Source organism: Kitasatospora sp. MMS16-BH015 (assembly GCF_002943525.1).
In the GTDB taxonomy this organism is placed as follows: Bacteria; Actinomycetota; Actinomycetes; order Streptomycetales; family Streptomycetaceae; genus Kitasatospora.
Map to the genome: position 1 here is coordinate 5,458,098 of NZ_CP025394.1, position 24,234 is coordinate 5,482,331.

General features: G+C 72.1%; 22 protein-coding genes. 11 read left to right on the forward strand and 11 right to left on the reverse strand.

The window, feature by feature from the left end; translation table 11 throughout:
- Window positions 1–76 precede the first annotated feature (76 nt).
- Together CFP65_RS39165 and CFP65_RS23655 are read left to right on the forward strand one after the other, a co-directional pair.
- A complete protein-coding gene (locus tag CFP65_RS39165) occupies window positions 77–376 on the forward strand; it encodes a hypothetical protein (protein ID WP_158702330.1) in 300 nt (99 codons plus the stop codon).
- A gap of 148 nt (window positions 377–524) precedes the next feature.
- On the forward strand, window positions 525–2,477 hold the full coding sequence (locus tag CFP65_RS23655; protein WP_104818076.1) for a vanadium-dependent haloperoxidase: 1,953 nt from the start codon (window positions 525–527) through the stop codon (window positions 2,475–2,477).
- 31 nt (window positions 2,478–2,508) lie between these two features.
- On the opposite strand, the gene CFP65_RS23660 is transcribed toward CFP65_RS23655, so the two are convergent.
- The gene (locus CFP65_RS23660) at window positions 2,509–2,994 is read right to left on the reverse strand and encodes an Lrp/AsnC family transcriptional regulator (RefSeq protein ID WP_254552533.1); all 486 of its coding nucleotides are present in this window, start codon (window positions 2,992–2,994) and stop codon (window positions 2,509–2,511) included.
- Between the two features lie 112 nt (window positions 2,995–3,106).
- On the opposite strand from CFP65_RS23660, the gene CFP65_RS23665 reads away from it, so the two are divergent.
- Entirely contained in the window at window positions 3,107–4,768 is a 1,662-nt protein-coding gene (locus CFP65_RS23665) for a histidine decarboxylase (RefSeq protein ID WP_104818078.1), read from the forward strand.
- Here CFP65_RS23665 and CFP65_RS23670 read toward each other — a convergent pair.
- The 3 genes from CFP65_RS23670 to CFP65_RS23680 all read right to left on the reverse strand — a co-directional run bounded on the left by CFP65_RS23670 (window position 4,755) and on the right by CFP65_RS23680 (window position 8,335).
- Window positions 4,755–5,825 (reverse strand): NAD(P)/FAD-dependent oxidoreductase, encoded by a 1,071-nt coding sequence (locus tag CFP65_RS23670; protein WP_104818079.1) that lies wholly within the window; start codon window positions 5,823–5,825, stop codon window positions 4,755–4,757. The genes CFP65_RS23665 and CFP65_RS23670 overlap by 14 nt on opposite strands.
- A 31-nt stretch (window positions 5,826–5,856) precedes the next feature.
- Entirely contained in the window at window positions 5,857–7,596 is a 1,740-nt protein-coding gene (locus tag CFP65_RS23675; protein ID WP_104818080.1) for a serine/threonine-protein kinase, read from the reverse strand.
- 160 nt (window positions 7,597–7,756) lie between these two features.
- Complete coding sequence (locus CFP65_RS23680) at window positions 7,757–8,335, reverse strand: DUF2269 domain-containing protein (protein WP_254552534.1); 579 nt, start codon at window positions 8,333–8,335, stop codon at window positions 7,757–7,759.
- Between the two features lie 269 nt (window positions 8,336–8,604).
- Here CFP65_RS23680 and CFP65_RS23685 point away from each other — a divergent pair, with 269 nt between their 5' ends.
- From CFP65_RS23685 to CFP65_RS23695, 3 genes are read left to right on the forward strand one after another with little or no spacing between them, the layout of a single operon-like run.
- Window positions 8,605–9,822 carry a sensor histidine kinase gene (locus tag CFP65_RS23685; RefSeq protein WP_104818081.1) on the forward strand — a complete coding sequence of 406 codons (1,218 nt, stop codon included), beginning with the start codon at window positions 8,605–8,607 and terminating at the stop codon, window positions 9,820–9,822.
- Window positions 9,797–10,459 carry a response regulator transcription factor gene (locus CFP65_RS23690; RefSeq protein ID WP_104818082.1) on the forward strand — a complete coding sequence of 221 codons (663 nt, stop codon included), beginning with the start codon at window positions 9,797–9,799 and terminating at the stop codon, window positions 10,457–10,459. Before CFP65_RS23685 ends, CFP65_RS23690 begins: the two co-directional genes overlap by 26 nt.
- A 47-nt stretch (window positions 10,460–10,506) precedes the next feature.
- On the forward strand, window positions 10,507–11,499 hold the full coding sequence (locus CFP65_RS23695; RefSeq protein WP_104818083.1) for a sigma-70 family RNA polymerase sigma factor: 993 nt from the start codon (window positions 10,507–10,509) through the stop codon (window positions 11,497–11,499).
- 134 nt (window positions 11,500–11,633) lie between these two features.
- On the opposite strand, the gene CFP65_RS23700 is transcribed toward CFP65_RS23695, so the two are convergent.
- The 4 genes from CFP65_RS23700 to CFP65_RS39170 all read right to left on the reverse strand — a co-directional run bounded on the left by CFP65_RS23700 (window position 11,634) and on the right by CFP65_RS39170 (window position 16,050).
- The gene (locus tag CFP65_RS23700; RefSeq protein ID WP_104818084.1) at window positions 11,634–12,410 is read right to left on the reverse strand and encodes a MerR family transcriptional regulator; all 777 of its coding nucleotides are present in this window, start codon (window positions 12,408–12,410) and stop codon (window positions 11,634–11,636) included.
- On the reverse strand, window positions 12,410–13,504 hold the full coding sequence (locus CFP65_RS23705; RefSeq protein ID WP_104818085.1) for a serine hydrolase: 1,095 nt from the start codon (window positions 13,502–13,504) through the stop codon (window positions 12,410–12,412). The genes CFP65_RS23700 and CFP65_RS23705 overlap by 1 nt, the downstream gene beginning before the upstream one ends.
- A 775-nt stretch (window positions 13,505–14,279) precedes the next feature.
- The gene (locus tag CFP65_RS23710) at window positions 14,280–15,692 is read right to left on the reverse strand and encodes an RNA-binding domain-containing protein (protein WP_158702331.1); all 1,413 of its coding nucleotides are present in this window, start codon (window positions 15,690–15,692) and stop codon (window positions 14,280–14,282) included.
- On the reverse strand, window positions 15,679–16,050 hold the full coding sequence (locus tag CFP65_RS39170; protein ID WP_158702332.1) for a DUF262 domain-containing protein: 372 nt from the start codon (window positions 16,048–16,050) through the stop codon (window positions 15,679–15,681). Before CFP65_RS39170 ends, CFP65_RS23710 begins: the two co-directional genes overlap by 14 nt.
- A 259-nt stretch (window positions 16,051–16,309) precedes the next feature.
- Here CFP65_RS39170 and CFP65_RS23720 point away from each other — a divergent pair, with 259 nt between their 5' ends.
- Both CFP65_RS23720 and CFP65_RS23725 read left to right on the forward strand, forming a co-directional pair.
- The gene (locus CFP65_RS23720; RefSeq protein WP_104818088.1) at window positions 16,310–18,358 is read left to right on the forward strand and encodes a thioredoxin domain-containing protein; all 2,049 of its coding nucleotides are present in this window, start codon (window positions 16,310–16,312) and stop codon (window positions 18,356–18,358) included.
- Between the two features lie 253 nt (window positions 18,359–18,611).
- Complete coding sequence (locus CFP65_RS23725) at window positions 18,612–19,451, forward strand: GNAT family N-acetyltransferase (RefSeq protein ID WP_104818089.1); 840 nt, start codon at window positions 18,612–18,614, stop codon at window positions 19,449–19,451.
- A 20-nt stretch (window positions 19,452–19,471) separates the two neighbouring features.
- Here CFP65_RS23725 and CFP65_RS23730 read toward each other — a convergent pair whose 3' ends face one another.
- Window positions 19,472–19,945, reverse strand: a complete 474-nt coding sequence (locus CFP65_RS23730) for a hypothetical protein (protein ID WP_104818090.1) — start codon at window positions 19,943–19,945, stop codon at window positions 19,472–19,474.
- 103 nt (window positions 19,946–20,048) lie between these two features.
- Window positions 20,049–20,978 carry a hypothetical protein gene (locus tag CFP65_RS23735; protein ID WP_104818091.1) on the reverse strand — a complete coding sequence of 310 codons (930 nt, stop codon included), beginning with the start codon at window positions 20,976–20,978 and terminating at the stop codon, window positions 20,049–20,051.
- 417 nt (window positions 20,979–21,395) lie between these two features.
- Here CFP65_RS23735 and CFP65_RS23740 point away from each other — a divergent pair, with 417 nt between their 5' ends.
- From CFP65_RS23740 to CFP65_RS23750, 3 genes are all read left to right on the forward strand, one after another.
- Window positions 21,396–22,040: a papain-like cysteine protease family protein gene (locus CFP65_RS23740; RefSeq protein WP_104818092.1), complete on the forward strand. Its 645-nt coding sequence runs from the start codon at window positions 21,396–21,398 to the stop codon at window positions 22,038–22,040.
- A gap of 10 nt (window positions 22,041–22,050) precedes the next feature.
- A complete protein-coding gene (locus CFP65_RS23745) occupies window positions 22,051–22,878 on the forward strand; it encodes a hypothetical protein (protein WP_104818093.1) in 828 nt (275 codons plus the stop codon).
- A 279-nt stretch (window positions 22,879–23,157) separates the two neighbouring features.
- The gene (locus tag CFP65_RS23750; protein WP_158702333.1) at window positions 23,158–23,427 is read left to right on the forward strand and encodes a hypothetical protein; all 270 of its coding nucleotides are present in this window, start codon (window positions 23,158–23,160) and stop codon (window positions 23,425–23,427) included.
- A gap of 27 nt (window positions 23,428–23,454) precedes the next feature.
- On the opposite strand, the gene CFP65_RS23755 is transcribed toward CFP65_RS23750, so the two are convergent.
- Window positions 23,455–24,135 carry a hemolysin III family protein gene (locus CFP65_RS23755; RefSeq protein ID WP_104818095.1) on the reverse strand — a complete coding sequence of 227 codons (681 nt, stop codon included), beginning with the start codon at window positions 24,133–24,135 and terminating at the stop codon, window positions 23,455–23,457.
- Window positions 24,136–24,234: the final 99 nt, after the last annotated feature.

Here is a 24,234-nt window from a genome sequence, read left to right on the forward strand (position 1 = left end):
TCCGGTGCCGGTCAGGCCGGTACCGGACAGGGGCCGGTGCTGGCGGGTCGGCGACGGGGGTTGCCAGGGTGCCGGGATGTACCTGGTCAGTGTGCGGCTCGCGGGCAGCCGGGTCGGGGCGGCGGCGGAGGCCGGGGCCCTGACCGAGGCGGTCTGGCGCGAGGCCGGTGAGGACGATCTGCTCAGCCACGTCTATGCCCAGCCCGGCGGGCCCGGGCTCGAACTGGTGCTGTTCCTGCGGGCGGAGCGGATCGAGGCCGCCGAGCAGGTGGCGGGGGAGCTGGTGCGGCGGGGGGTGGTGGCCGAAGGGCTGCCGTTCACCGTCACGCACTGCGCGGTCGACCTGCTGCTGCCCGATTTCGAGGGGCGGCTGTGAAGGGGCAGCTGTGAAGGAGGTGGCTGTCCGGTCGGCTGCTTGGCCGGTACCGGTCAGGCCGGGGTCGGACAGTGATCTTCCCTTCACCGTCCGGGGGCGCAGTGGCGAGAGTGGGCCGACCACCCCACCGCTCGCAGAAGGACCACAGATGCGCAGAACCGTCGCCGCGCTCGTCTCGGCCGTGCTGGCCGCCTCCGGCGCCCTCGCGGCCTCCCCGGCCCGGGCCGCCACCGATCCGGTCGGCACCAACCACGTCCTCGACTGGAACGGCTACCTGCTCCGGGCGTTCACGGCCGACACCGGCCCGGCCACTCTGCTCACCGGAGGCTCGCCCGGCCCGCTGACCCGGGCCGCCGCGATGATGTACACGGCCATGTGGGACGCCGAGAACTCGGTGGTCGGCGGCGCCAACCCGACGTACGGCTACTACCTGGGCCAGCAGCCGGTGTCGGCCGGCGCCTCCGCCCAGGCGGCCATGGACCAAGCCGCGCACGACACCCTGGCCGGCGTCTTCACCGCCCAGAAGGCCACCTTCGACGGCGAGTTGACCACCGAGCTGGCGACCTTACCGGGCGGGCCGACCGACCCGGCCGTGAAGAACGGCACCGCCGTGGGCGCGGCGGCCGCCAAGGCGGTGATCGACAAGCGGTCGGGCGACGCGGCACAGGTGAACGTGCCGTTCACCCCGGCCGGCGTGCCCGGCTCGTACCCGGCCGGCCCGGCCGCCGACCCGGGCTGGGGCAAGCTCCCGCCGTTCGCGATGACCTCGGGCAGCCAGTTCCGCCCCGGGCTGCCCGGCGGCTACTCCGACTACCCCTCGCTGCTGGCCAGCCAGGCCTACGCGGCGCAGGTCAACGAGGTCGAGCAGCTCGGCGGGGCGAACTCGACCACCCGGACGGCCGACCAGACGCAGCTGGCGTTGTTCTGGGCCAACGACGCGAACGGCACCTACAAGCCGCCGGGCCAACTCTTCGACATCACCGGCCTGTTGGTGCATCAGAAGGGGCTGAACGAGTACGAGTCCGCCCACCTGTTCGCACTCACCGCGATCGCGATGGCCGATGCCGCCGTCACCGCCTGGGACAGCAAGTACCTGACGCCGATCCAGCTCTGGCGCCCGTACAGCGCGATCAACAACGCCTCGGCGCTGACCAGCCCCGGCGTGCAGGCCGATCCGAACTGGAAGCCGCTGGCGGGCGCCACCCCGAACTTCCCGTCCTACGTCTCCGGCCACTCCACCTTCGCCGGGGCCTGGGGCTCGGTCATGCGGGACTACTTCGGTGACAACGTGAGCTTCACCGCGGGCACCAAGGACCCCCGGGTGCCCAATGTCACCCGGTCTTTCACCAGCATCACCGCCGCTGCCGAGGAGGACGGCATCAGCCGGCTCTACCTCGGGGTGCACTACCGCTGGGACACCCGGGCCGGGCTCGACGAGGGCTACGCGCTGGGCGACTACGTCTACGGCAGCCAGCTGCGCACCCCGCCCTCGTACACCGGCCGGGTCGCCGCCGCGACGGCCGCCGTCTCCGGCACCTCGGTGACGCTGCCGGTGGGCCGGGCCGTGGCGGCCGGGCACACCCTGCTGGTCTCGACGATGCTCACCAACACCCACTCGGGCACCGTGACGGCCACCGACAGCCAGGGCAACGGCTACGCGCTCGTGCCCGGCTTCCCGGTCAACGACGGGGCCGGTGACCGCACCCTGGTGCTGAGCGCGGTCGGCGTCCGGCCGCTGAGCGCCACCGACACCATCACGCTGCACTACCCGACCACCGGCGAATACCAGGTCGCCGTGGACGAGTTCGCCAACGTCTCGGCCGTGGACAGGGTGGCCACCGCCACCGGTGCGGCCGGTACACCGTTCAACTCCGGTGCCACCGCTGCCACTTCGACGCCGAACGAGCTGGTCTGGGGTGTGGGCGGCATCCAGGGCGGCAAGACCGCCGGCTGGGACGCCGGGTACTCCGCCCTGCCCACCGTGACGCTGGTCGAGGACCAACTGGCCACCGCCTACCGGTCGGTGTCCGCTGTCGGCTCCTACGCGGCCTCCGGCACGGCCAGCCACCAGTGGATGGCCGCGGCGGTCACCCTGCGGTAGTCGCCGGCTCCGCCTGGCCCCTCGGGTGGTTTCAGGGGGTCAGGTGCCGGCGGCCGGGGATCTGCTCGAAGATCAGGTTGGTCCGGGTCTGCGCCACCGCCGGATGGGTGGTCAGGTGGTCCACCACGAAGTCGCGGAGCGACTCGGGGGCGGCCAGGGCCACGTGCAGCAGGTAGTCGTCGGAGCCGGCCATGTGGAAGACCTCGACCACGCCCGGCAGGTCCGGGGCGCTGGCCCGGAAGCTCTCGTTCTGCTCCCGGGTGTGCGCCCGCAGCCGGACCGAGATCATCGCCTGGAGCGGCAGGCCGATCGCCGCCGGGGAGATCTCGGCCCGGAAGGCCCGGATCACCCCGCGCTCGCGCAGCGACCGCACCCGGGCCAGGCAGGTGGAGGGCGCGATGCCCACCGCCTCGGCCAGCGCGTTGTTCGGCAGCCGGGCGTTGTCGGCCAGCACCCGCAGGATCGCCCGGTCGGTCTCGTCGAGGGGCTGCTGCGGCCCCCGGTGATTGTTCGGCACGGTACCCAGGATCGACCCTCCAGCCGAGTTTTCGCAAACTTCTGCGCACCTGTACCGAATCTTCTTCGGCACTGTTTCGGTCGGCCCGACGGATGTTCCATCCTTGCTGCTCATGAGCCCGTTCGAGACCATGAACCCCGCCGCCGACCAGGAGCTGCCCCCGCTGGCGCTGGCCGGCCACCGGCTGCCGCAGCCCCCGGCGGAGGAGCCGCAGGTGGCGGAGTACGCGATACCCGTCGGCGGGCTCGACCGGGAGCAGCGCCTGCGCGCCCTGGACCGGATTGACACCTACCTCGCCCACAAGCGGCAGCACCTGCTCGGCTACCAGGCCAACCAGGAGCTGGACGGCTGCGCCTCGGACCTCGGGCGCTTCATGCGGCACAACATCAACAACCTCGGCGACCCGTTCCGCAGCGGCGGCTACAAGCCGAACACCAAGGCCGTCGAGCACGCGGTGCTCGACTACTACGCCGACCTGTGGCGGGCAAAGGGCCCGCACTCGCCGGAGGATCCGGAGTCGTACTGGGGCTACGCGCTCTCGATGGGCTCCACCGAGGGCAACATGTACGCGCTCTGGAACGCCCGGGACTACCTGAGCGGCAAGCCGCTGATCCGGCCCACCGCCTCCTCCGGCTCCGGCGCCGTGGTGACCCCCAACTCCCGCCGCCCGGTGGCCTTCTACTCCGAGGACACGCACTACTCCTTCGCCAAGGCCGTCCGGGTGCTCGGGGTGGAGACCTTCCACGATATCGGCGTGGAGAACTACCCCGGCCAGTGCCCGCTGCCGGGCTCCGGCGGCGTCTGGCCGCTGGAGGTGCCCTCGGTGCCCGGCCCGTCCGGGCTCTCCTGGGACGGCACCGGCGAGATCTCGGTGGACGCCCTCGAACTCCTCGTCGAGTTCTTCGCGGCCAAGGGCCATCCGGTCTTCGTCAGCCTCAATCTCGGCTCCACCTTCAAGGGCGCGCACGACGACGTGCGCGCCGTCTGCGAGCGCCTGCTGCCGATCTTCGAGCGGTACGGGATGGTCGAGAGCGAGGTGGTCCGCGGGCGGGACCAGCGCAGCGGCGAGCTGCTGACCGACCGGCGGCGCCGGTTCTGGATCCACGTGGACGGTGCGCTGGGGGCGGCGTACCTGCCGTTCCTGCGGCTCGCCCAGGAATCGCCGGAGACCTACGGCTGGACGCCCGCCGCGCCGGCGCCGGAGTTCGACTTCGGCCTGCGGCTGCCCACCGCCGGGCACGGCGAGGTCGACCTGGTCTCCTCGATCGCGATGAGCGGGCACAAGTGGCCGGGGGTGCCGTGGCCCTGCGGCATCTACATGACCAAGGTCAAGTACCAGGTCTCCCCGCCCTCCCAGCCCGACTACACCGGCGCCCCCGACACCACCTTCGCGGGCTCCCGCAACGGCTTCTCGCCCCTCGTCCTCTGGGACCACCTGGCCCGCCACTCCCACGCCGACCAGGTCGACCGGATCCGCCGCTCCCAGGAGCTCGCGGCCTACCTCGAATCCCGCCTCACCGCCCTGGAACGGACCCACGGCCTCACCCTCTGGCCCGCCCGAACCCCGGGCGCCCTCACCGTCCGCTTCCGCAAGCCCAGCCCCGAGCTGGTCACCAAGTGGTCCCTCTCGGCCCAGGACGTCCTCACCACCCCCGGTGAGGAAGCCACCCGCCGCTCCTACGTCCACGTCTTCCTGATGCCCTCCGTCACCCGCGAGAAGCTCGACGCCCTGCTGGACGACCTGGTCAACGACCCGGTGATCACCGGTAGCTGATTCCGTCTGGTCGGCCCGGGAGCAGGCGGGCGGCCGTGTTGCGGAGGCGGGTGTGGTCGGTGGTGACGATGCGGTGGAGGGTGCGGGAGGCGAAGGCGGTGCGTTGGGCGCTGCGGCGGCGTTCGCGGTCGTAGGTGTGGAGGGCGGCCGGGAGGGCGCCGGGGCCGTGGTGGGCGAGGGCGCGGGTGAGGGCTTCGGCGTCGAGGAGGGCGGTGCAGGCGCCCTGGCCGAGGTTGGGGGTCATGGCGTGGGCCGCGTCGCCGACCAGGGCGACCTTGCCGGCCGTGACGAAGGTCGGGAGGGCGGGGTGGAGGTGCCGCATCTCGTAGCAGAGCCAGCCGGCCGGGTCGGTCTTGGTGAGGATGTGCGGGATGGGGTCGTGCCAGTCGGCGAAGAGGCCGGGCAGGTCGGCGGCGGTGGTGCCCTCGGGGACGGCGGCGTACCAGTTGGTGTGGCCCGGTTCGACCGGGGTGAGGCCGAAGAAGCGGCCCTTGCCCCAGGTCTCGCCGTGCCGGTCGGTCTCGAAGTCGGCGATGCCGATCCAGGCCACCGAGCCGACCTTGGTGGGCCCGGCGGAGGCGGAGAAGCAGGCCGCCCGCACGGCACTGCGCAGCCCGTCGGCCCCGACCACCAGGTCGTAGCCGGCCTGGAGGGCGGCCGCGTCGGTGACGTTCGCACCGAACTCCACCACGCCCGCGCCGCCCAGGGTCGCCAGCTCGGCCAGCAGGAGGTCGATCAAGTAGGGCCGGGAGATGAGCAGTTCGGGCTTGCCGGCCTTCTTCTCCAGTCGCTCCAGCGGAAGTCCGGCCAGTACCCGGCCGTCCGGGGTGCGGATCTGCGCCGAGCGGTACGGCACCGCGCGGCGCCGGACCGCCGCGCCCACGCCGAGCCGGTCGAGCGCGTCCTGCGCGGCCGGGGTGAGCGCGAACGCCGTGCCGTAGCGCTCGAGTTCGGCCCGGCGCTCGCGGATCGACACCTGCCAGCCGGCCCGCCGTAGCCCGATCGCCGTCGCGAGCCCGCCGACCCCGGCGCCGACCACAACTGCCGTTCCTGTCATCGTTGTTCCTCGGATCGATCGGTGAGGGGAATCAGTAGGGGGTGTCGAAGCAGGTCGTGGGAGTCGTCCAGGCGGAGGTGCCGTACTGGTTGGCCGCGCGCAGGGCGATGCAGACGTGGTCGCCGGAGTACGGGCCCTGGACGTCGTAGCTGGTGCCCGAGGTGGAGAGGACCTTCTTCACCCCGCTGGTCTGGTTGTCGTACTGGATCTCGTAGCGGGTCGCGTCCGACTGCGCGTTCCAGGTCATGGTGAACGGCATGTCGCAGGCGCCGAAGCAGCCGTGGTCGAAGGTCGCCTTGTAGGCCGCCGGGACGGCAGGCGCGGAGCCCTTGGGCTGCACGGGCGTCTGGACGGGCTGGGGCGTCGGAGTCGGGGAGGGCTTCGGCGCGGGAGCGGCCGGGGGCGCGGACTGCTGCGTGCCGGTGGAGCCCCCGCCGGAGCCGCCGCCGGCGCCGTTGCCGGAGCCGCTGCCGGAGCTTCCGTTCGAACTTCCGCCGGAGGTGGTGCCGTTGTTCGTGCCGCCGCCGGTGGTCGTGGTGCCGAGCACGCCGCCGGCGGCGCCGTAGCCGGCGCCTGGCGGCGGCGCGGTGACGGTGGTGACGGTGGTGGCGGGCGGGGTCGAGGGCGCAGCCGAGCCCGGCGGCGGCGTGGCGGGGGCACCGGTCGTGGGGGAGGAGGAGGCCGAGGGGCGGGCCGAGGTGGTGGAGGGCGGTGCGGTGCTGACGGCGGTGCCCCTCGGGAAGCCGTCGGCCAGTGAGGGCGGGGTGCCGGTGCCCGGGACGAGGAGCAGGGTGGCGGCGGTGCCGGCGGTGACCACGGCGGCCAGGACGAGCAGGGCCGGGCGGCGGCGGGGCCGTCCGGGGCCGAGGGTGTTCGCCTCGGTGGGGGTGGGCAGGGCGGAGAGGGCCGGGATCCCGGTGTCGCCCGCGTGCCGGATCAGCACGGCCAGGCCGGTCTGGTCCAGGGTCTCCTCGCCCAGGGTCAGCGCGGCCACCAGGTCGGCGGGGGTGGGGCGTTCGGCCGGGTCCTTGGTCAGGCAGCGGCGGACCAGGCCGACCAGGTCGGCCGGGACGCGGTCGAGCTCGGGCTCCTCGTGCACGATGCGGAAGCCGAAGCCGAAGGAGTCGGTCTGGCCGAACGGGTGCTCCCCGGTGGCCGCGAAGGCCAGCACCAGCCCGAGGGCGAACACGTCGGCGGCGGGCCCGACCCGGCCGCGGACCTGCAACTGCTCGGGGGCCATGAACTGCGGGGTGCCGAGCACCACGCCGGTCTGGGTCAGGGTGGTGACGGCCGCGCTCCGGGCGATGCCGAAGTCGATCAGCCGGGGCCCGTCGGGCCCGAGCAGGATGTTGCCGGGCTTGACGTCCCGGTGCACCAGCTCGGCCGCGTGGATCGCGGCCAGCGCCTCCGCCAGCCGGACGCCGAGCGCCCGCACCGACACGGTGTCCAGCGGGCCGTGCTCGGCGACCACCGCGTTCAGGGTCGGCCCCGGCACGTACTCGGTGGCCAGCCAGGGCTGGGCGCAGTCCACGTCGAAGTCGAGGGTGGCGGCGAAGTACGGCCCGGACATGGCCCGGGCCGCGGTCACCTCGCGGCGGAACCGGGCGATGAAGTCGGCGTTCTGGGCCAGCTCCTCGTTGACCACCTTGACGGCCACCAGGGCGTCCGCGCGCCGCCCGAGGTAGACCCGGCCCATGCCGCCGGCGCCGAGCACCCCGAGCAGCTCGTACGGGCCGACCAGCCGGGGATCCCCGTCCTGGAGGGCCTTCACCGGCCCGCTCCGCGGAGGGGTGCCGGGTGGTCGGGCAGCAGAGGCAGCATGGTTCTCTCACGTTCGGCGGGAGGGTGCGTGGGGTCGTCACCGCGAGGATGACGGCCCGGCCGCCGAAAGCTCCAGGTCACGGCACCGGCCATTGATGGCCGGTCGTCGCTCAGCCGGTCGGGCGCCCCCGTCGTGACCGTCGGCGGCCCCACGGCTTGGCGACGGAGATCACCACCTCGGCGAGGTAGACCGACAGGGCCACGGCCGGGATGATCACCAACTCGTAGCGGGTGGACCCGAGGTGCAGCTCGGCGATGCCGCCGGTGGGGTGCCGTTCCACGAGACGTGCCGCCTCGTGCAACCGGGCGGTCAGCGCGAAGGCCGAGGCGGCCGTGGCGGCCAGGGTGAGCCAGAACTTGACGGTCACCCAGTGGTACCGGAACAGGCCCCAGGGCGTGCCGAGCGAGAGCACCAGCCCGGTCAGCAGCGAGGCCAGGCTCAGCGGCAGCACCAGCGCGTCCCCGAGCAGCGGCAGCACCCGGTAGGCGCTGCGCAGCGTCTCCGCCCGGTCCGTCAGCAGCCCCGCCAGGCCCAGCGTGAGCAGGCAGAGCATCAGGCCGAGCCAGCCGACCGAGCTGACCACGTGCGCGATCACCGCGCCCTTCCGGGCCCGGGGCGAGAGCCGGAACCCGGCGGGCGGCCGGGAGTCGAGCCGGCGCGGAACGGAGCGTGAAGCCGCAGTGGTCATGGCGGGCCCTCCTGAGTGGTGGCGGCGGTGGAGACGGAGGTGGGGGTGTCGGCGTTCGGCCCCGTGCCTCCGCCGGCCTGGCAGCGGAGGCACCCGAGGATCGTCGCCCTGACCCGCCTTCGCCGTCGTCCCCCGCCCGGCGGCCGTCCGGCTACTCCCGGGGGAGTAGCGCCGAGCCGCCGGCGTACGACCGGGGGCGGCCCGGACCGGTGCCGAAGCCGCACCTGTGGCCGATGCCGGGCCGGGGCGAGTCGAACTAGCCTTCCGGCATGAGCGATTCACGCCTGCTGCTGGAGGAGCCGTCGAGGCCTGCGCGCCCGCCGGTGGTCTCCTCGCTAGCCGTTGCCGCCCTCCAGGTGGTGGGCACGGTCGGCGCGGCGCACCAGCAGCCCGACCGCAGTCGACTCGACGCCCTCGCCTACGTCTTGCTGCTGCTCGGCCCCGCGCTGCTGCCGCTCCGTCACCTGCACCCGGTGGCGGTGCTGGCCGGCACGGCTGCGGTCACCCTCGGCTACCTGGGCGCGGGTTACCCGTACGGACCGGTCTTCGCCGGCCTCGGGGTGGCGTTCTACGCCGCCGTCCAGGCCGGGCGACGGCGGGCGGCCTGGGCCTTCGTCGGCGGCTGCTACCTCGTCCAGTTGACGACCGGCTACCTGCTGCCCGGGGTCGGCCGGCCGGCGGGCGGCTGGCAGGAGGTGGGGCTGGCGGCGGTGCTGCTGCTGATCGCGAGCGGTGCGGAGCTGGCCCGGACGCGCCGGGAGCAGTCGGCGGCGACCGAGGCCGCCGAGGCGGCGGCGCGGCGGCGCCGGGCCGACGAGGAACGGCTGCGGATGGCGCGGGAGTTGCACGACATCCTGGCGCACAGCATCTCGCTGGTGCACATCCAGGCGGGGGTGGCGCTCGAGCTCCTCGACACCCACCCGGAGCACGTCAGGAGCGCCCTGACCACCATCAAGTCCACCAGCAAGGAGGCCCTCGGCGAGGTCCGGCAGGTGCTCGACGTGCTGCGCCGGCCGGGCGGCGCAGCACCCCGCACCCCGGCCCCCGGCCTGGACCGGCTGGACGAACTGGTCGACCAGGCGGGCCGGGCCGGGCTGGCCGTCACCGTCCGCACCGAGGGCGAGCCCGCAGCGGCCCCGGCGGCCGTCCAGCGGGCCGCGTTCCGGATCGTCCAGGAGGCGCTGACCAACGTGATCCGCCACTCGGCCGCCCGGACGGCCACCGTGCGGCTCACCCGGACGGCCGGGGGCCTCGCCGTGGAGATAGCCGACCCGGGCCCGGCAGGTGGTGGGGGTGCGGGTACGGGCGGTGCGGGGGCGGCGGGCGGCGCGGGGGCCGGGCTGATCGGAATGCGGGAGCGGGCCGCCGCGTTCGGGGGCACCCTGGAGGCGGGGCCGCACGGCACCGGCTTCCGGGTCCGGGCCCGGCTGACGGAGAGCGACGGGGGAGTGGGGGCGGCGGATGGTCCGGGTGCTGCTGGCGGATGACCAGATGTTGGTGCGGGCGGGGTTCCGGGCGCTGCTCGACGCCCAGCCCGACATCGAGGTGGTCGGCGAGGCGGACGACGGCGAGGCGGCCTTGCGGCTGATGGTCGCGCTGCGGCCCGACGTGGTGCTGATGGACATCCGGATGCCCCGCCTCGACGGCCTGGAGGCCACCCGGCGGATCGCGGCCGACCCCGGGCTGGCGGCGGTCCGGGTGGTCGTGCTGACCACCTTCGAGCTGGACGAGTACGTCTTCGAGGCGCTTCGCTCCGGCGCGGTCGGCTTCCTGGTCAAGGACGCCGAACCGGCCGAGCTGCTCCGGGCCGTCCGGGTCGCCGCCGAGGGCGGCGCGCTGCTCTCCCCGGGCGTCACCCGGCGCCTGATCGGCGAGTTCGCCGCCCGCTCGAAGGAGCCCCGGTCGGTCAGCCTCGACGCCCTCACCGACCGTGAACGCGAGGTGCTCGCCCTGGTCGGCCTCGGCCTCTCCAACGAGGACATCGCCCGCCGCCTGCTGGTCAGCCCCCTCACCGCCAAGACCCACGTCAGCCGCGCCATGGTCAAACTCGCCGCCCGCGACCGCGCCCAACTGGTCGTCCTCGCCTACGAATCCGGCCTGGTCCGGCCCGGCTGGCTCGGCTGAGCCCTGATACTGCGCACCTGTCGGTGCCCGTCGCTAGGGTGGCGGGCGTGCCTGGGACGAACGGACGTGACGACGCCGTCGAGCTGTTGGAGCCGTACCGGCGGGAGTTGACGGCCTACTGCTACCGGATGCTCGGGTCGGCCTTCGAGGCCGAGGACGCGGTGCAGGAGACGCTGGTCCGGGCCTGGTCGAAGTACGGCGGGTTCGAGGGGCGGTCGGCGCTGCGCACCTGGCTGTACCGGATCGCCACCAACGTCTGCCTGGACATGGCACCGGCGCCGCAGCGGCGGGCCCGGCCGATGGACCTCTCGGCGCCCTGCCCGGCCGGTGCACCGGACTTGGCGCAGCTGGAGGAGCGGGTCTGGGTCGGTCCGGTGCCGGACGAGCGGGTGCTGTTCGGGGATCCGGCCGAGGTGGCGGTGGGGCGGGAGACGGTGCGGCTGGCCTTCGTCTCGGCGCTGCAGAAGCTGCCGGCCCGGCAGCGCGCGGTGCTGATCCTGCGGGAGGTGCTGGCCTGGTCGGCGGCGGAGACGGCCGAGCTGCTTGAGACCACGGCCGCCTCGGTCAACAGCGCACTCCAGCGGGCCCGGGCCACCCTGGCCGCCGACGGCGGAGTGCCGGAGGCCGACACCTTCGAGCCACTGGACGAGACGCAGCAGGCGCTGCTGGCACGGTACGTGACCGCGTTCGAGGCCTTCGACATCGAGGCGTTGACCAGCCTGCTGCACGAGGACGCGGTGCTCAACATGCCGCCGTACCGGATGTGGGTGCGGGGCATGGCCGAGCTGGGGGAATGGTGGCGGGGCACCGGCAGCGGCTGCCGCGGGTCCCGCCTGCTCCCGGTCGAGGCGAACGGCACCCCGGCCTTCGCCCAGTACCGCCCGGCCGAGGACGGTGACGGCTGGACCCCGTGGGGCCTCACCCTGCTGGAGATCACCGACGGCCGGATCGCGACGATGACCAACCACCTGGACGCCGAGCGGCTCTTCCCGCTCTGGGGGCTTCCGGCACGACTGCCGCTGCGGCTGCCGGTGCGCTGAGCCGTTCGGTGGCGGTGGCGGTGGCGGTGGCGGTGGCGGTGGCCGCGGGTCGCGGGAAGCCGCCGGTCGGGTCGGCGGTACCGAGGGCTGGCTCTGGCCGCCCGGGCGCCTGCCGTCCATGGTCGCGGACCTGCTCAGTGCTGCGGCATCGGTACACCGGCGGCGCGGAGCCCGGCCTCAGTGAGCGCCGTCAGGCGGGCGGCTACCGGCGCCTGGTCGTCGCGGTGGCTGTTGATCAGCCGGTACTGGGTGGAGGCCCTGGCCCAGGCCCGCAGGCTCGCCTGGTCGCCGAGCAGGGCGGGGTCGGCGAGGTACCGGTCGACCATGGCGGTCGCCAGCTCCTCGATCCTCGGGTCGTCCGGGGCCCAACCCTCGGCCTCCCGGGCCAGCTTGACCAGGCGGACGTACTCGGGGTCGCCCAGCCCGCGTTCGAGCTGGGTCAGGAGGCCCTCGAAGGCCTCGGGCACCAGCGCCAAGGCCATGACCAGGGCCTCGCGTTGGGCGGCCACGTAGTCGGGGTCGAGGCCGAGGCCCGCCATACGCCCCAGTGCGGCGCAGGCGCGGTCCGGGAGCAGGGCCCGATCGCCGTCGGCGAGCCGCTGCAGGGTGGCTCGGCGGGCGGTCAACTCGGCTATCCGCTCGGTGAGTTGCCGCTCGGTTTCGGCGAGCGCGGCGTCGAACCGGGCGGCGTCGGCACCGAGCATGGGCCCGATCTCGGCCAGCGGCACGCCGGCGGCGGCCAGCGTCCGCACCTGCACCAGCTGCAGCAACTCGCCTGACCCGTACCGCCGGTAGCCGGAGCCGTCCCGCTCCGGCTCGGCGACCAGGCCGAGCTTGTGGTAGTGCCGCACCGTCTTCACCGTGACGCCGACGAACGCCGCGGCCCGCCCGATCGTGACCCCGTTCCCCATCAGGCCAGCGTGCCGCAGAACACGGCTTCGACCAAACGCTGCTGGGCGCTCGCGAAGGCCGGTGCGATCGACAGCTCGGCGTCGTCCACCCAAGTCAGCCCGGCCGTCAGGGTGGTGCGGCCGTCGGCGCTGCCGTACATCAGCGCCGCCGAGCCCATGGTGGCGCCGTTGTGGTGGAACACCGGGCCGGCCGCCGTCTGCTGCGCGAACACCCCCAGGCCGTAGCCGACGGTGGCCTCCGGGCTCCGCATCTCGGCCAGCAGTCTGGCCGGCAGCAGCCTGCCGCCCATCAGGGCCGAGAAGTAAATGTGCAGGTCACGGGTGGTCGAGATCAGGTCGCCACCGGCGCCGACCCAGGACGGGTTCTGCCGGGTGACGTCGATGGTCCGCTGCCGCCCGCCGTCCTCGTAGCGGTAGTAGCCGTGGTTGTGCGGCTCGGGGAGCTCCGCAGAGGCGCCCGGTGCCACCGTGCCGGTGAGCCCCAACGGCTCCAGCACCAGCCGCCGCAGCTCCTCGGCGAACGGGCGTCCGGTGACCCGCTCGATCACCAGCCGGGCCAGCACGTAGTTGGTGTTCGCGTAGCTCCAGCCCGCGCCCGGCGCGAACCGGACCGGCTCGGCGAGCGACAGTCGCACCAACTCCTCGGGCAGGTAGGTCCGGAACCGGTTGTCCACCCACTCCTTGCCCTGCCAGGGGACGCCGAGGACGACCGTGCCGTCCTCGTAGAGCTCTCCGGTGTGGTTGAAGATCCCGCTGGTGTGCTGCAGCAGCATCCGGACCGTGATCCGCCGGTCGATACCGAACTCCGGCAGCAGGTCGGCGACCTGGTGATCCAGCCCGAGCCTGCCCTCGTCGACCAGCAGGAGCACCACGGTGGCGACGAAGCTCTTGGTGCTGCTGCCGATCCGGAAGTGCCCGTCCGTCAGCGGTGCGGCGTCCCCCTTCAGCTCCCGCCGGCCGGCGCTACCGACCCATTCGCCACGCTCGTCGTTCACCCGGAGCTGGACCCCGAGGAAGCCGGACGCGGCCAACTCCTCGATCGCCTCCTGCAGTTCGGTTCGATTCTGTCGCACGCCGGAAAGGTCGGTGGTCATGGTGCCCCTCGATTCGGTGCCGTCTTCTGCGGCGACCTGCCGCTGCGAAGAGCCTCCACCCTGCCCCAGGGTCAACCTCCAGCGTGATCTGGCTCACGGAGCGATGAGCGCCTCGTGAGCGGACGATGTTCAGCGACGTCGGCGGCGGTTGCGCACCAAGCGGACGAGGCACGCGGCAGTACCGATGGCGGCGCCGATGACGAGGTCCAGTACGCGAAGAAGACCGGGCCGGAGTGGAAGCCGGTGGTGTCGGGGCGGGGGCAGACGGAGCAATCGCCCCGTCGATCACCCGGTGTCTGCTCTGCACCCCCGCCAGCACTTCTTTCGACCGCCAACCCGACACCCCGCTCACCTACCGCGAGACCGAGGCCGTCCGCGTTGTCGTCAGGGGCGGCACCAGCCACGAGATCGCCACTACCCTTTCCGTCTTCGCTGGCCCCGGCAAGGGCCACCTGCCCGCGATCCCGCACAACCTTGGAGCCCGCAACCGCAGCGAAATCACCGCCTGGGCCTGGGGGTCCCGTCTCATGCCCGCCCTGGGGTGGCCTCTCTGCAACTTGAGACGGGCGGTCCGGTTGGGCCGCGGACAGGTTTTCCTGACTTCGTGTGCAGGATTGGCGGTATGCCGAGTTGGTTCGAGCTGCTAATTCCCTCTGCCACTGCGGGATCGCCGGGGAGAGGGCGGGGAGCATACCTCTGGCGATACTGCCATGGGTACTCGTTACAGTCGTAAGCCCCGGAGTGAATGTGATTCAATCCGGGGCTATTTCAGCACTTATGCGCGAGGCCTGGCGAACCGCTGGAAGAGTCGCATGTAGTCGGCCTGTTCCACTATCTTGACTCCTGGTCCACTTCGCTCGTACATGACGTCCTTGTAGAAGCTGGGCTCGGTTGATGGCGTGATCTCGACGAGGATGACAGAGCGCCCGTGATAATCGACGAGACTGATCCCAGCGGCGACTCGCTTCTGCAGGCCAAGCGTCAGGTCGGATCCTGCCAGCTTGTCGGAAACCCAGTCGAAATAGCTCTTGAGGCTCTCGCCTCGCACGGCAGCCTCTCGTTCTATGCCGACGACGTCGAAGCGACTGCTGCGCGACTTGACCGACTTGACGCCGTCCATCTCCTGAATACGCTGCACATCCTTCTCGCTGTCCGCCACGCCGATAACGAGGTAGCCGGTGCTATCGGGGCCAACGTTGGCAATCGCCGTGATGCTGCGGAGGATTTTTTCCCAAGACCCCTCGTCGAATTCCCGCTTTCCGCCCAGGACTGGCAATCCTTGCTTCAGTTCGAAGAGAGACTGCTCGGTGACCGAGTTCTGGAGGATCCTCTCCAGATGTGATGCGAGGCCAAACCGGGCGGCATCGCGGCGGGAACCCGGGTCGGACTCGAAGGCGTCCCGGATAGCTCCCTTCACCACGTCGATGTTCGTGCGCTTGTTCTCTGCGGTCCAGTCGCCGCCACCTCCGGGGATGTTCAGTGGTCCGCGAGAAGTTCCGATGTCACGGAGCTTGAGTGCGGCCTCCGTGCGCCCGGAAACGCGCATTCCTTCTCTGATGATCAGCTCCCAAAAAGCCAGGAAGACTGCATGGAAGTAGCGCGGATAGCGGCCTCCGGAGCTTCTGCCGACGACGTGCTTCACAAACTTCTCGCCGGCGGCATCCAAGGCAGCTCGCAGCTCCTCGTAGACGAGTGAGAAGTCATCCCGAACGTTGGACTCTCCGTATATGTCGATGCGTTCGGACAGTCGCCTGTCCAGTATGTGCGGTACGCTGTCATCGGAATCCACCGAGCCGTACACGGCGTCCCGAGTGGACGTGCCAGATGAGACAAGTGGATCGATGAGGCAATCCACCAGAATGTCAAGGATAAGCTGCTCGTCGATTGAGCCACGGACATCGATGCGGCGCAGGATTGCCTGCTGCACCCAGAAGATATTGTCGACGTCGACGCCATATTCAAGGTGACGATTATTGATACTGAGGTTCGGCATTGCGCGCAGGGGAACGATGTCGCTACTGCTGGAATCCCCCCGGATCTCGCTCACGATAATGCGCACCAGCTGCGCTATCTTGGCCGTGGATCCTACCTGGCGAAGCTCTTGGCCGGAGAGTCGACGACCGCCTGAATTGATGCGGCGAAACGCCTTGTCGACCTGCTCTGGATTCGATGCCTTAAAGACGGACATCGGCAGGAGGTAGTTGGCAATCTTGCGGGACTGTTGTGTCGGCAAGCGCTTGCAGGTCGAAATACTGGCCGTCTATGTCGAATTCGTTCTCGATGAATGAGAAAATTGCATTGAGGCGCTGCATGCCGTCGATCAGCTCGTAGCTCGTGCCGCTTTCTCCCGCGATCTCTGCGACCAGGATGAGTGGAATGGGCAGGTCGCTCAATATCGAATCTACGAGATCGCACTTCTCCTCGACGGTCCAGACGAGCTTTCGCTGGTAGCGTCGATTCACGGAGAACCGGTCGGCGAGATAGTCAGTGTAGAGCTTCTGGATGCTCTCGCTGCGAACGGACAGGTCTGACAAGGGGATCGACAAGGCGGTTGCTCCCGTACTTCTGCCACTGGTGTCCCGATGAGCCCGGGTTTGGTGGAGTCTATAAGCTAGACCTGTCGTATCGCAGGGGAAATATCCAAGTAGTTGCTGCCCGAGATAGCGGTGGTTTGCCTGGAGGGTCGTAGCCGTGGCCGAGATCCTGGGGACCGGCAGTGGGCGCCGGGTTGGCCAGCGTTGGTTGGCTCGGCGTGTTCGGTGAGACCGGTACCGCCGAGGGGGGAAGGGTTGGAATACTGCCAGCATGCCGAATCGTCTCGCGGACGCGACCTCCCCGTACCTGCAACAGCATGCCGACAACCCCGTGGACTGGTGGGAGTGGGGGCCGGAGGCGTTCGCGGAGGCCGAGCGGCGTGGGGTGCCGGTGCTGCTGTCGGTCGGTTATGCCGCTTGTCACTGGTGTCATGTGATGGCGCACGAGAGCTTCGAGGACGCCGAGCTGGCCGGGTACCTGAACGAGCGGTTCGTCGCCGTCAAGGTGGACCGGGAGGAGCGGCCGGATGTGGATGCCGTCTACATGGAGGCGGTGCAGGCGGCGACCGGGCAGGGTGGGTGGCCGATGACGGTGTTCCTGACGCCAGGGAAGGATCCGTTCTACTTCGGGACGTACTTTCCGCCGGAGCCGCGGCACGGGATGCCGAGCTTCCGGCAGGTGCTGGTGGGGGTGGACAAGGCCTGGCGGGAGCGGCGGGAGGAAGTGGCCGAGGTGGCCGGGCGGTTGAGGGTGGAGCTGGCGGAGCGGGCCTCGGTGTACGGGAAGGGGGCCGGAGTGGCCCCGCCCGGGGAGGAGGACCTGCGGCAGGCCGTGGTGGGGCTGGCGAAGAGCTTCGACCGGGTGGCCGGGGGGTTCGGCGGGGCGCCGAAGTTCCCGCCGGGGATGGTGGTCGAGTTCCTGCTCCGGCACCACGCTCGGACCGGGGACGCCACCGCGCTGGACATGGCCGAGCGGACCTGTGAGGCGATGTCCCGGGGCGGGCTGCACGACCAGTTGGGCGGCGGGTTCGCGCGGTACTCGGTCGACGCCGGGTGGGTGGTGCCGCACTTCGAGAAGATGCTCTACGACAACGCCCTGCTGCTGCGCTGCTACCTGCACCTGTGGCGGGCCACCGGCAACGAGCGGGCCCGCCGCACCGCGCTCGACACCGCCGACTTCCTGCTGCGCGAACTCCGCACCGCCGAGGGTGGTTTCGCCTCGGCGCTGGACGCCGACAGCCTTGACCCCGCGACCGGGAAGAGCGTCGAGGGCGCGTACTACGTCTGGACGCCCGAGCAGCTGAGGGAGGTGCTGGGGGAGGCGGACGCCGAGCTGGCGATCGGGCTGTTCGAGGTCACCGGCACGTTCGAGCACGGGAGTTCGGTGCTCCAGCTGCTCACCGACCCCGAGGACGAGGAGGCGTGCCGGCGGATCCGGGCCGCGCTGCTCGCCGCCCGGGCGAGCCGGCCGGCCCCGGCCCGGGACGACAAGGTGGTGGCGGCCTGGAACGGGCTGGCCATCGCCGCGCTCGCCGAGACCGGTGCGCTGCTGGACCGGCCGGACCTGGTGGCAGCCGCCGTGGCCGCCGCTGACCTGCTGCTCTCGGTGCACCTCACCGCCGACGGCCGGCTGCTGCGCACCTCACGGGACGGCCGCGCCGGCGCCAACGCGGGTGTCCTGGAGGACTACGCGGACACCGCCGAGGGGTTCCTGGCGCTGTACGCGGTGACCGGCGACGCCGAGTGGCTGGGGCTGGCGGGCGGGCTGCTCGACACCGTGCTGCTGCGGTTCACCGACGCCGAGACGGGTGCGCTCTTCGACACCGCCGACGACGCGGAGGAGCTGATCCGCCGACCGCAGGACCCGACCGACAACGCCACCCCGTCGGGTTGGACGGCCGCCGCGAACGCCCTGCTCTCGTACGCCGCGTACACCGGCTCCGAGCTGCACCGCACTGCGGCGGAGCGGGCGCTCGGCATCGTCGGTGCGCTGGCGGCGCAGGCGCCGCGGTTCGTCGGCTGGGGGCTGGCCGCGGCCGAGGCGCTGCTGGACGGCCCGCGCGAGGTGGCCGTGGTCGGCCCGGCTGGTGACCCGGCCACCGCCGAGCTGCACCGCATCGCGCTGCTCGGTACCGCGCCCGGCGCCGTGGTGGCCGTCGGCACCCCGGGGGAGGAGGAGGTCCCACTGCTGGCGGACCGCCCGCTCCAGGACGGCCGGGCGACGGCGTACGTCTGTCGCCATTTCACCTGTGACGCCCCTACCACCGACGCCTCGGTGCTGGCCCGCCGCCTGGGCTCGTTGCACTGGGGGCAAGAGTAGGCGGAGGGCAACGATAGGTGGGGGGCAACGATAGGTGGGGGCAAGGGTAGGCGGGCGGCACAGGTAGGCGGAGGGCAAGAGTAGGCGGGAGGCAAATGTAGGCGGGTGGCAAGGGTAGGCGGAGGGCAAGAAGAGGCGGGTGGCAAAGGTAGGCGGAGGGCAAGAAGGGGCGGGGAGTAAGAAGAAGAGGTGGCGGGGCGACGGTCGCTGTAGTTCGCGGGACGCGGCGGCGCAGCCCCGAGCACAATAGGGCATGACCTGGACCCTCTCCGCCTCCGTGGCGGATTTCGAAGCCGAGGCCGGTGCATTCCTGCGGGCGCACGCCGCCGCCAACACCGTCCTGTTGACCCTGCTGCACACGCTCCGCCAGGACGGGCCGCACGCGTACGGTGCGGCGCAGCCCCGGTTCGGGTGGTGGCGGTCGGAGCCCGGGGCACCGGTGGGTGGGGCGTTCGTGCAGACGCCGCCGTACCCCGTGCGGCTCGGGGTCATGCCGTCGGAGGCCGCCGTGGCGCTGGCGCGGCGGCTGCGGGCGGACGGGGTGGAGCTCCGTGGGGTCGGCGGCGGAGCCGCACCGACGCGGGCCTTCGCCGAAGCGTGGCAGGCGGAGCCCGCGCTGCGCGTGCGGGAACGGCTCTACCGGCTGGCGGAGTTGACCCCGCCCCTGCCGGTGCCCGCCGGTGCGGCCCGGCCGGCCACGGTGGCGGACCGGGAGCTGTTGGTGGCCTGGTCGGAGGAGTTCCACGAGGAGATCGCGTTGGCCGCCCCCGCCGATCACGCCGCCCGGGTGGACAGTCAGCTCGGGCACGGTTCCGTGACGCTCTGGGAGGACGGCGGCGAGCCGGTCTCGTACGCGGTGCACAGCCCGGTACTCGGCGGGATGTCCCGGATCGGCCCGGTCTACACCCCGAAGCACCTGCGCGGCCGTGGTTACGCGAGTGCGGCCACGGCGGCGGCGAGCGCGGCGGCGCAGCAGGAGGGCGCCGAAGAGGTGGTGCTCTACACGGACTTGGCGAACCCGACCAGCAACTCGATCTACCAGAAGATCGGCTACCGGCCGGTGGAGGACAGCCTGGTGTACGACTTCAGCTGAGCACAGGGCGGCAAACGCACTCAGGTGGCGGCGAGTTGGCGGCGGGCGGCGCGGAGGAAGGCGTCGATCAGCTGCTGCGACTCGTCCCGCCGGGGGAGCAGTTCCTCGCGCCCCTCGGCCCGGTCGATCCGGCCGACCGAGCGGAAGGCGGTGGTGGCGGCCTCGACCAGTGTGGGTTCGTCAACCAGGAGTTGGAGGCGGAGCAGGGCCTGGTGGGTGCTGGTGCGCAGTTCGAAGGAGTGGCGGCGGAGCTGGACGGTGTCGGCCTCGTCGAGCTGCTCGTGCTCGCTGAACCAGGCGTGCAGCATCGCCTGCCGGAACTCGACCAGCAGCCCGGCGTAGCCGCCGTAGGCGTCGAGCCGCTCCTGGCGGAGCCGTTCGACGGCCTGGCGGGCCTCGGTGTGCCGGGTGGCGCGCTGCTGGAAGAGGTGGGTCACGGAGGAGCCGAGCAGCGTGCCGAGCACGGCGATCAGGCTGGTGAACAGGGTGGTCATCGTGGCGGATCCGAGTTCCGGTGGGTGTCGGGCGGGAAGGGGCGGAGGAAGCAGAGGAGCGGAAGGGGCGGGGGAACCAGAGGAACCAAAGGAGCGGAAGGGGTTACTCCCAGTCCCAGCGGACGCCGAGCAGGCAGGGGCCGAGGGCGCTGGCGACCAGGTGGACGCAGTGGTGGCCGTCCAGGGTGAGTTCCTCGGTCTCGTGCGGGGCGGCGCCCGGGGCGCGGGCGGTGAAGCGGTGGCAGCGGACCGGGAGGGCCTCCGGGTGGAAGGTCACCTGTAGGACGTACTGGCCGGCGCCGGAGTTGAAGCCGCGGACGTACTCGCAGCTGGGCTCTGGGGACGGGGGGTCGTCGAAGCCGTAGCCGAGCAGGTGGGTCTCGCCGGTGCGCAGGCGGCGGTCGAGGAGGAGTTCGGCGATCAGGAGGGAGGCGGCCGGGTCGCGGCGGATCCGGCCGGGGCGGCAGTTCTCCTCGGCGCGGAGGCGGGCCAGGGCGATGTCGGAGCCGGGGTCGCCCTGGTAGATGGCGTGGTAGCGGTCGATGCCGTCGCGGTGGGCGCGCAGGGCGTGTTGGGAGTCGCGGCTGAGGAGTTGGCGGTCGGCGCCGACCCGGATCCGTTCGATGTGGGTGATGGTGTGCAGGCCTGTGTCGCGCGGGCCGGCCAGGTCGGCGAGCAGGCCGTCCACGGCGGTGGCGGGGGCGATCAGGTCGCGGTAGGGGCGGACCGGGGGGGAGTCGGCGGCGGCCGGGGCCTGGCGGGGGCCGAGCAGCCGGGTGAGGGAGTGCTCGGGGAGTTCCAGTACCTCCTCCAACGCCCGCACCGCGCGCAGGGATTCGGGCCGCTCGGGGCGGCGGCGCCCCTGCTGCCAGTAGCTGAGGCTGGTCAGGCCGACCTGCACCCCGCGCTGGGCCAGGTGCTGCCGAACCCGGTGCAGGGCCAGCCCGCGGGCGGCGATCGCGGCCCGCAGGGCGAGGTGGAACGGGCCGGTGCGGAGCGCGGCGGCGAGCTCGGGTTGGACGGTCTGTGGCATCGGTGCGTCCTCCCCGGGAGCCGGCCGGTTCACGCGCGGGCCCGTCCGGCCAGAGGGTCCGTCCGGCCGGCGAGCCTGGCCCGCCGGCCGGCCCAGGCCGCCGGCAGGTCCGGTCCGCCGGCGGCCTGGTCCACCAGCAGGTCCGGTCCACGCGTTTGACCGTGAATATTCACACAGGAACGGTGGCTTGTCATCAGGCCACCGGGCGAAAGGGCCTGCGGACGGCCCGTTGACAGCCCGGTTGTTCACACCTCGTCAGGCCCGTTCACACCCCGGCGGGGGCCGTTCCGAGCTCCGTTGACCGCCTGCGGTCACGGGTCGATGCTCTGTCGCAACGCGTCCCCCGGAGTCGTAGCGAAACTCCCGGACGCCACCCCCACATCCCCTCTCCTGCGGTCTCGCAAGGAGGAGAAGCCCATGTCCAAGTACCGGACTCCCGTGCGCAGAGCGGTCGCCGCCCTCGCCCTCGGTGTCCTCGCCCCCGTCCTCACCGTCGCGACCACCACCCCCGCCCAGGCAGAGACGGTCCGGCAGCAGGTCACGGCGCAGCAGCCCCGCGCCGCCACGGCCTCCGCCGCGTACACCTGGCGCACGCTCAACCTCACCATGCAGCAGCAGGTCAACTCCAACTGGTGCTGGGCGGCGAGCGGCAACACCATCGCCACCTACTACGGCTACACCTACAGCCAGAACCAGTTCTGCAACGCCGCCTTCGGACGCTCGATCAACTCCACCTGCCCGAACAGCCAGGCGGCGCTGGACGACGTGCAGAACGCGCTCAGCTGGATCGGGATCAACCCGGGCAGCTACGTCAACGGCTACCTGCGGTACAGCACGGTGCAGACCGAGATCGACGCCAGCCGTCCGGTCGAGACGCGCATCCAGTGGAGCTCCGGCGGCGGGCACATGGAGGTGATCTACGGCTACGACGTCAGCAACAACTGGGTGTACTGGGGCGACCCGTGGCCCTCGGACAACCGCTACAACTGGGCCGACTACTGGTACTACGTCAGCAACAACTCGTTCTCCTGGACCCACTCCCTCTACCGGATCGGCGCGTGAGGAGACGACCATGACCGACTTCCGTAACTTCACCCGCCGCGCCGCCGCCACCACCCTGCTCGCGGCCGGCCTCGCGCTGGCCGCCGCCCCGCTGGCCCAGGCGGCCGGCAGCGAGCCGCTCGCCCCCAGCGGGGCCGATCTGGCCGCAGCGCACGCGGCGGCCGGCGCCCCGGCCACCCTCGGGCAGCTCGGGCACTTCTTCGCCCGCAAGGGCGTGCCGCCGACCCAGCCGCTGGCGATCACCCCGGCCCAGGAGGCGGCGGCCGCAGGCCAGGCCGCACCCCGGCTGACCGGCGCCACGGTGCCGGTCTACACGCTGGCCGCCGAGTTCGTCGCGGGCCGTTCCGGCGCGCCGGTGGCCCAGGCCGACTTCACCGCCACCGAGGCCGTCGCGGCCGACGGGCAGACGGCCTCGGTCTGGACCGTCCGGGACGGCGCCGGCTGGCGGGTGGTGAACATCGCATCCGGCGCGGACGAGACCGCGTACGCGGCCAAGGCGGCGAGCGGCGGTGGTGGCACCGCCTTCCGCGAGCCGCAGGTGAACGCCTGGTACGTGCTGCGCGGGGGCCGGGTGCTGCCGCTGGACGACGAGGCGCGCCGCTCGGTGGGCGCGGGCGGGGTGACCCTGGCCGCGTACCAGAAGCTGGTGCACCAGCGGTACGGGGACAAGCTGCCCGGCTCGGCCTACGACAAGGCCGGCAAGGGCGGCGGCTTCCAGGTGGACGCGGCGCCGAGCCACGGCTCCGAGCAGCTGCCGCTGCTGACCGGGGCGGCGGCGCTGGGCGCGGTCGCGCTCACCGGCGCCGGCCTGCTGGCCCGCCGCCGGGCGAACCGGTAACCCGGGCGAACCGGTAACCCGGCCGACCCCCGTGGCGCGGGGAGGCACGCGGTCCCACACCTGACAGAGTCGGGACGGACCGGGTGGCTCCCCGCGCCTTCGCCGTACCGGCGTCGGGCCGTGGATCCCTTTCCCGCCAAGGGCGCTCCGTATGCACACCGAGCGGCTTCCCAGAATTGACGGAGCGTTGATCCGCCGTTCGCTTACCTCTGCGGCACGTCGTGTCACGCTCGGTGCGATGATGCAGCCACTCGGTGTACGGCCGACAGGGGGGTAGTGATGGCGGGGAAGGCGGTCCACGACGCGCAGTTCTGGGCGTCGGTGGCGGGGTTGACGGCGGCGCTGGCCGTGGTGGCGGCGTACCTGGCCGGTGGCCCGAGGATGGTCTGGGTCGTGGCGGCGGTCGAGGTGCTGCTGGTGATGGCGCACGTGGCCCACCGGTTCAAGGGCCGGGCCCGGCCCGGCACGGTCGGCCGCGACCGGGAGGCGGCGCACTGCGAACGCTGCCGCCGGACGAAGGAGCAGCTGCGCAGCGTCCCCGGCCACTGAGCGGCCACCGACTGCCGGTGCGGGGCGTCAGTTGGTGACGCTGTAGGCGACCAGCGAGACGCCCACGTACTGGCAGATGAACGCGCCGAGGGTGAAGGCGTGGAACACCTCGTGGAAGCCGAACCAGCGCGGTGAGGGGTTCGGCCGCTTGAGGCCGTAGACCACGCCGCCGGCGCTGTAGAGCAGGCCGCCCACGATCATCAGGGTGAGCACGGCGGCGCCGCCGGTCCGCAGGAAGTCGGGCAGGAAGAAGACGGCGGCCCAGCCGAGCGCGAGGTAGCACGGGGTGTAGAGCCAGCGCGGGGCGCCGACCCAGAAGACCCGGAAGGCGATCCCCGCCAGCGCTCCGCCCCAGACCAGCCAGAGCAGCACGTCCCGGCTGCCGCCTTCCAGCAGCAGGATGGTGAACGGCGTGTACGACCCCGCGATGATCAGGAAGATGTTCGCGTGGTCGAGCCGGCGCAGCACCGCGTCGCCGCGCGGGCCCCAGTTGAAGCGGTGGTAGACCGCGCTGACGCCGAAGAGCAGCCAGGCGCTCACCGAGTAGATGGTGCAGGCGACCCGGGCCTGGGTGGAATCGGCCAGGCAGATCAGCACGATCCCCGCCGCCACCGAGGCCGGGAACATCCCGGCGTGCAGCCATCCCCGCCACTTCGGCTTGAGGGCCGCCGTCACTTCCGAAGCCAGGCTCACGTCGTCCGCAGTCATGGGCCCATGCTACCTACGGCAGCGTAGGTTACCGCCAGGTAGGAAGTGGGGCTCATCACTTTTAGACGTTCTGGAGTGTTCGATGCCTGGGTTCGAGGG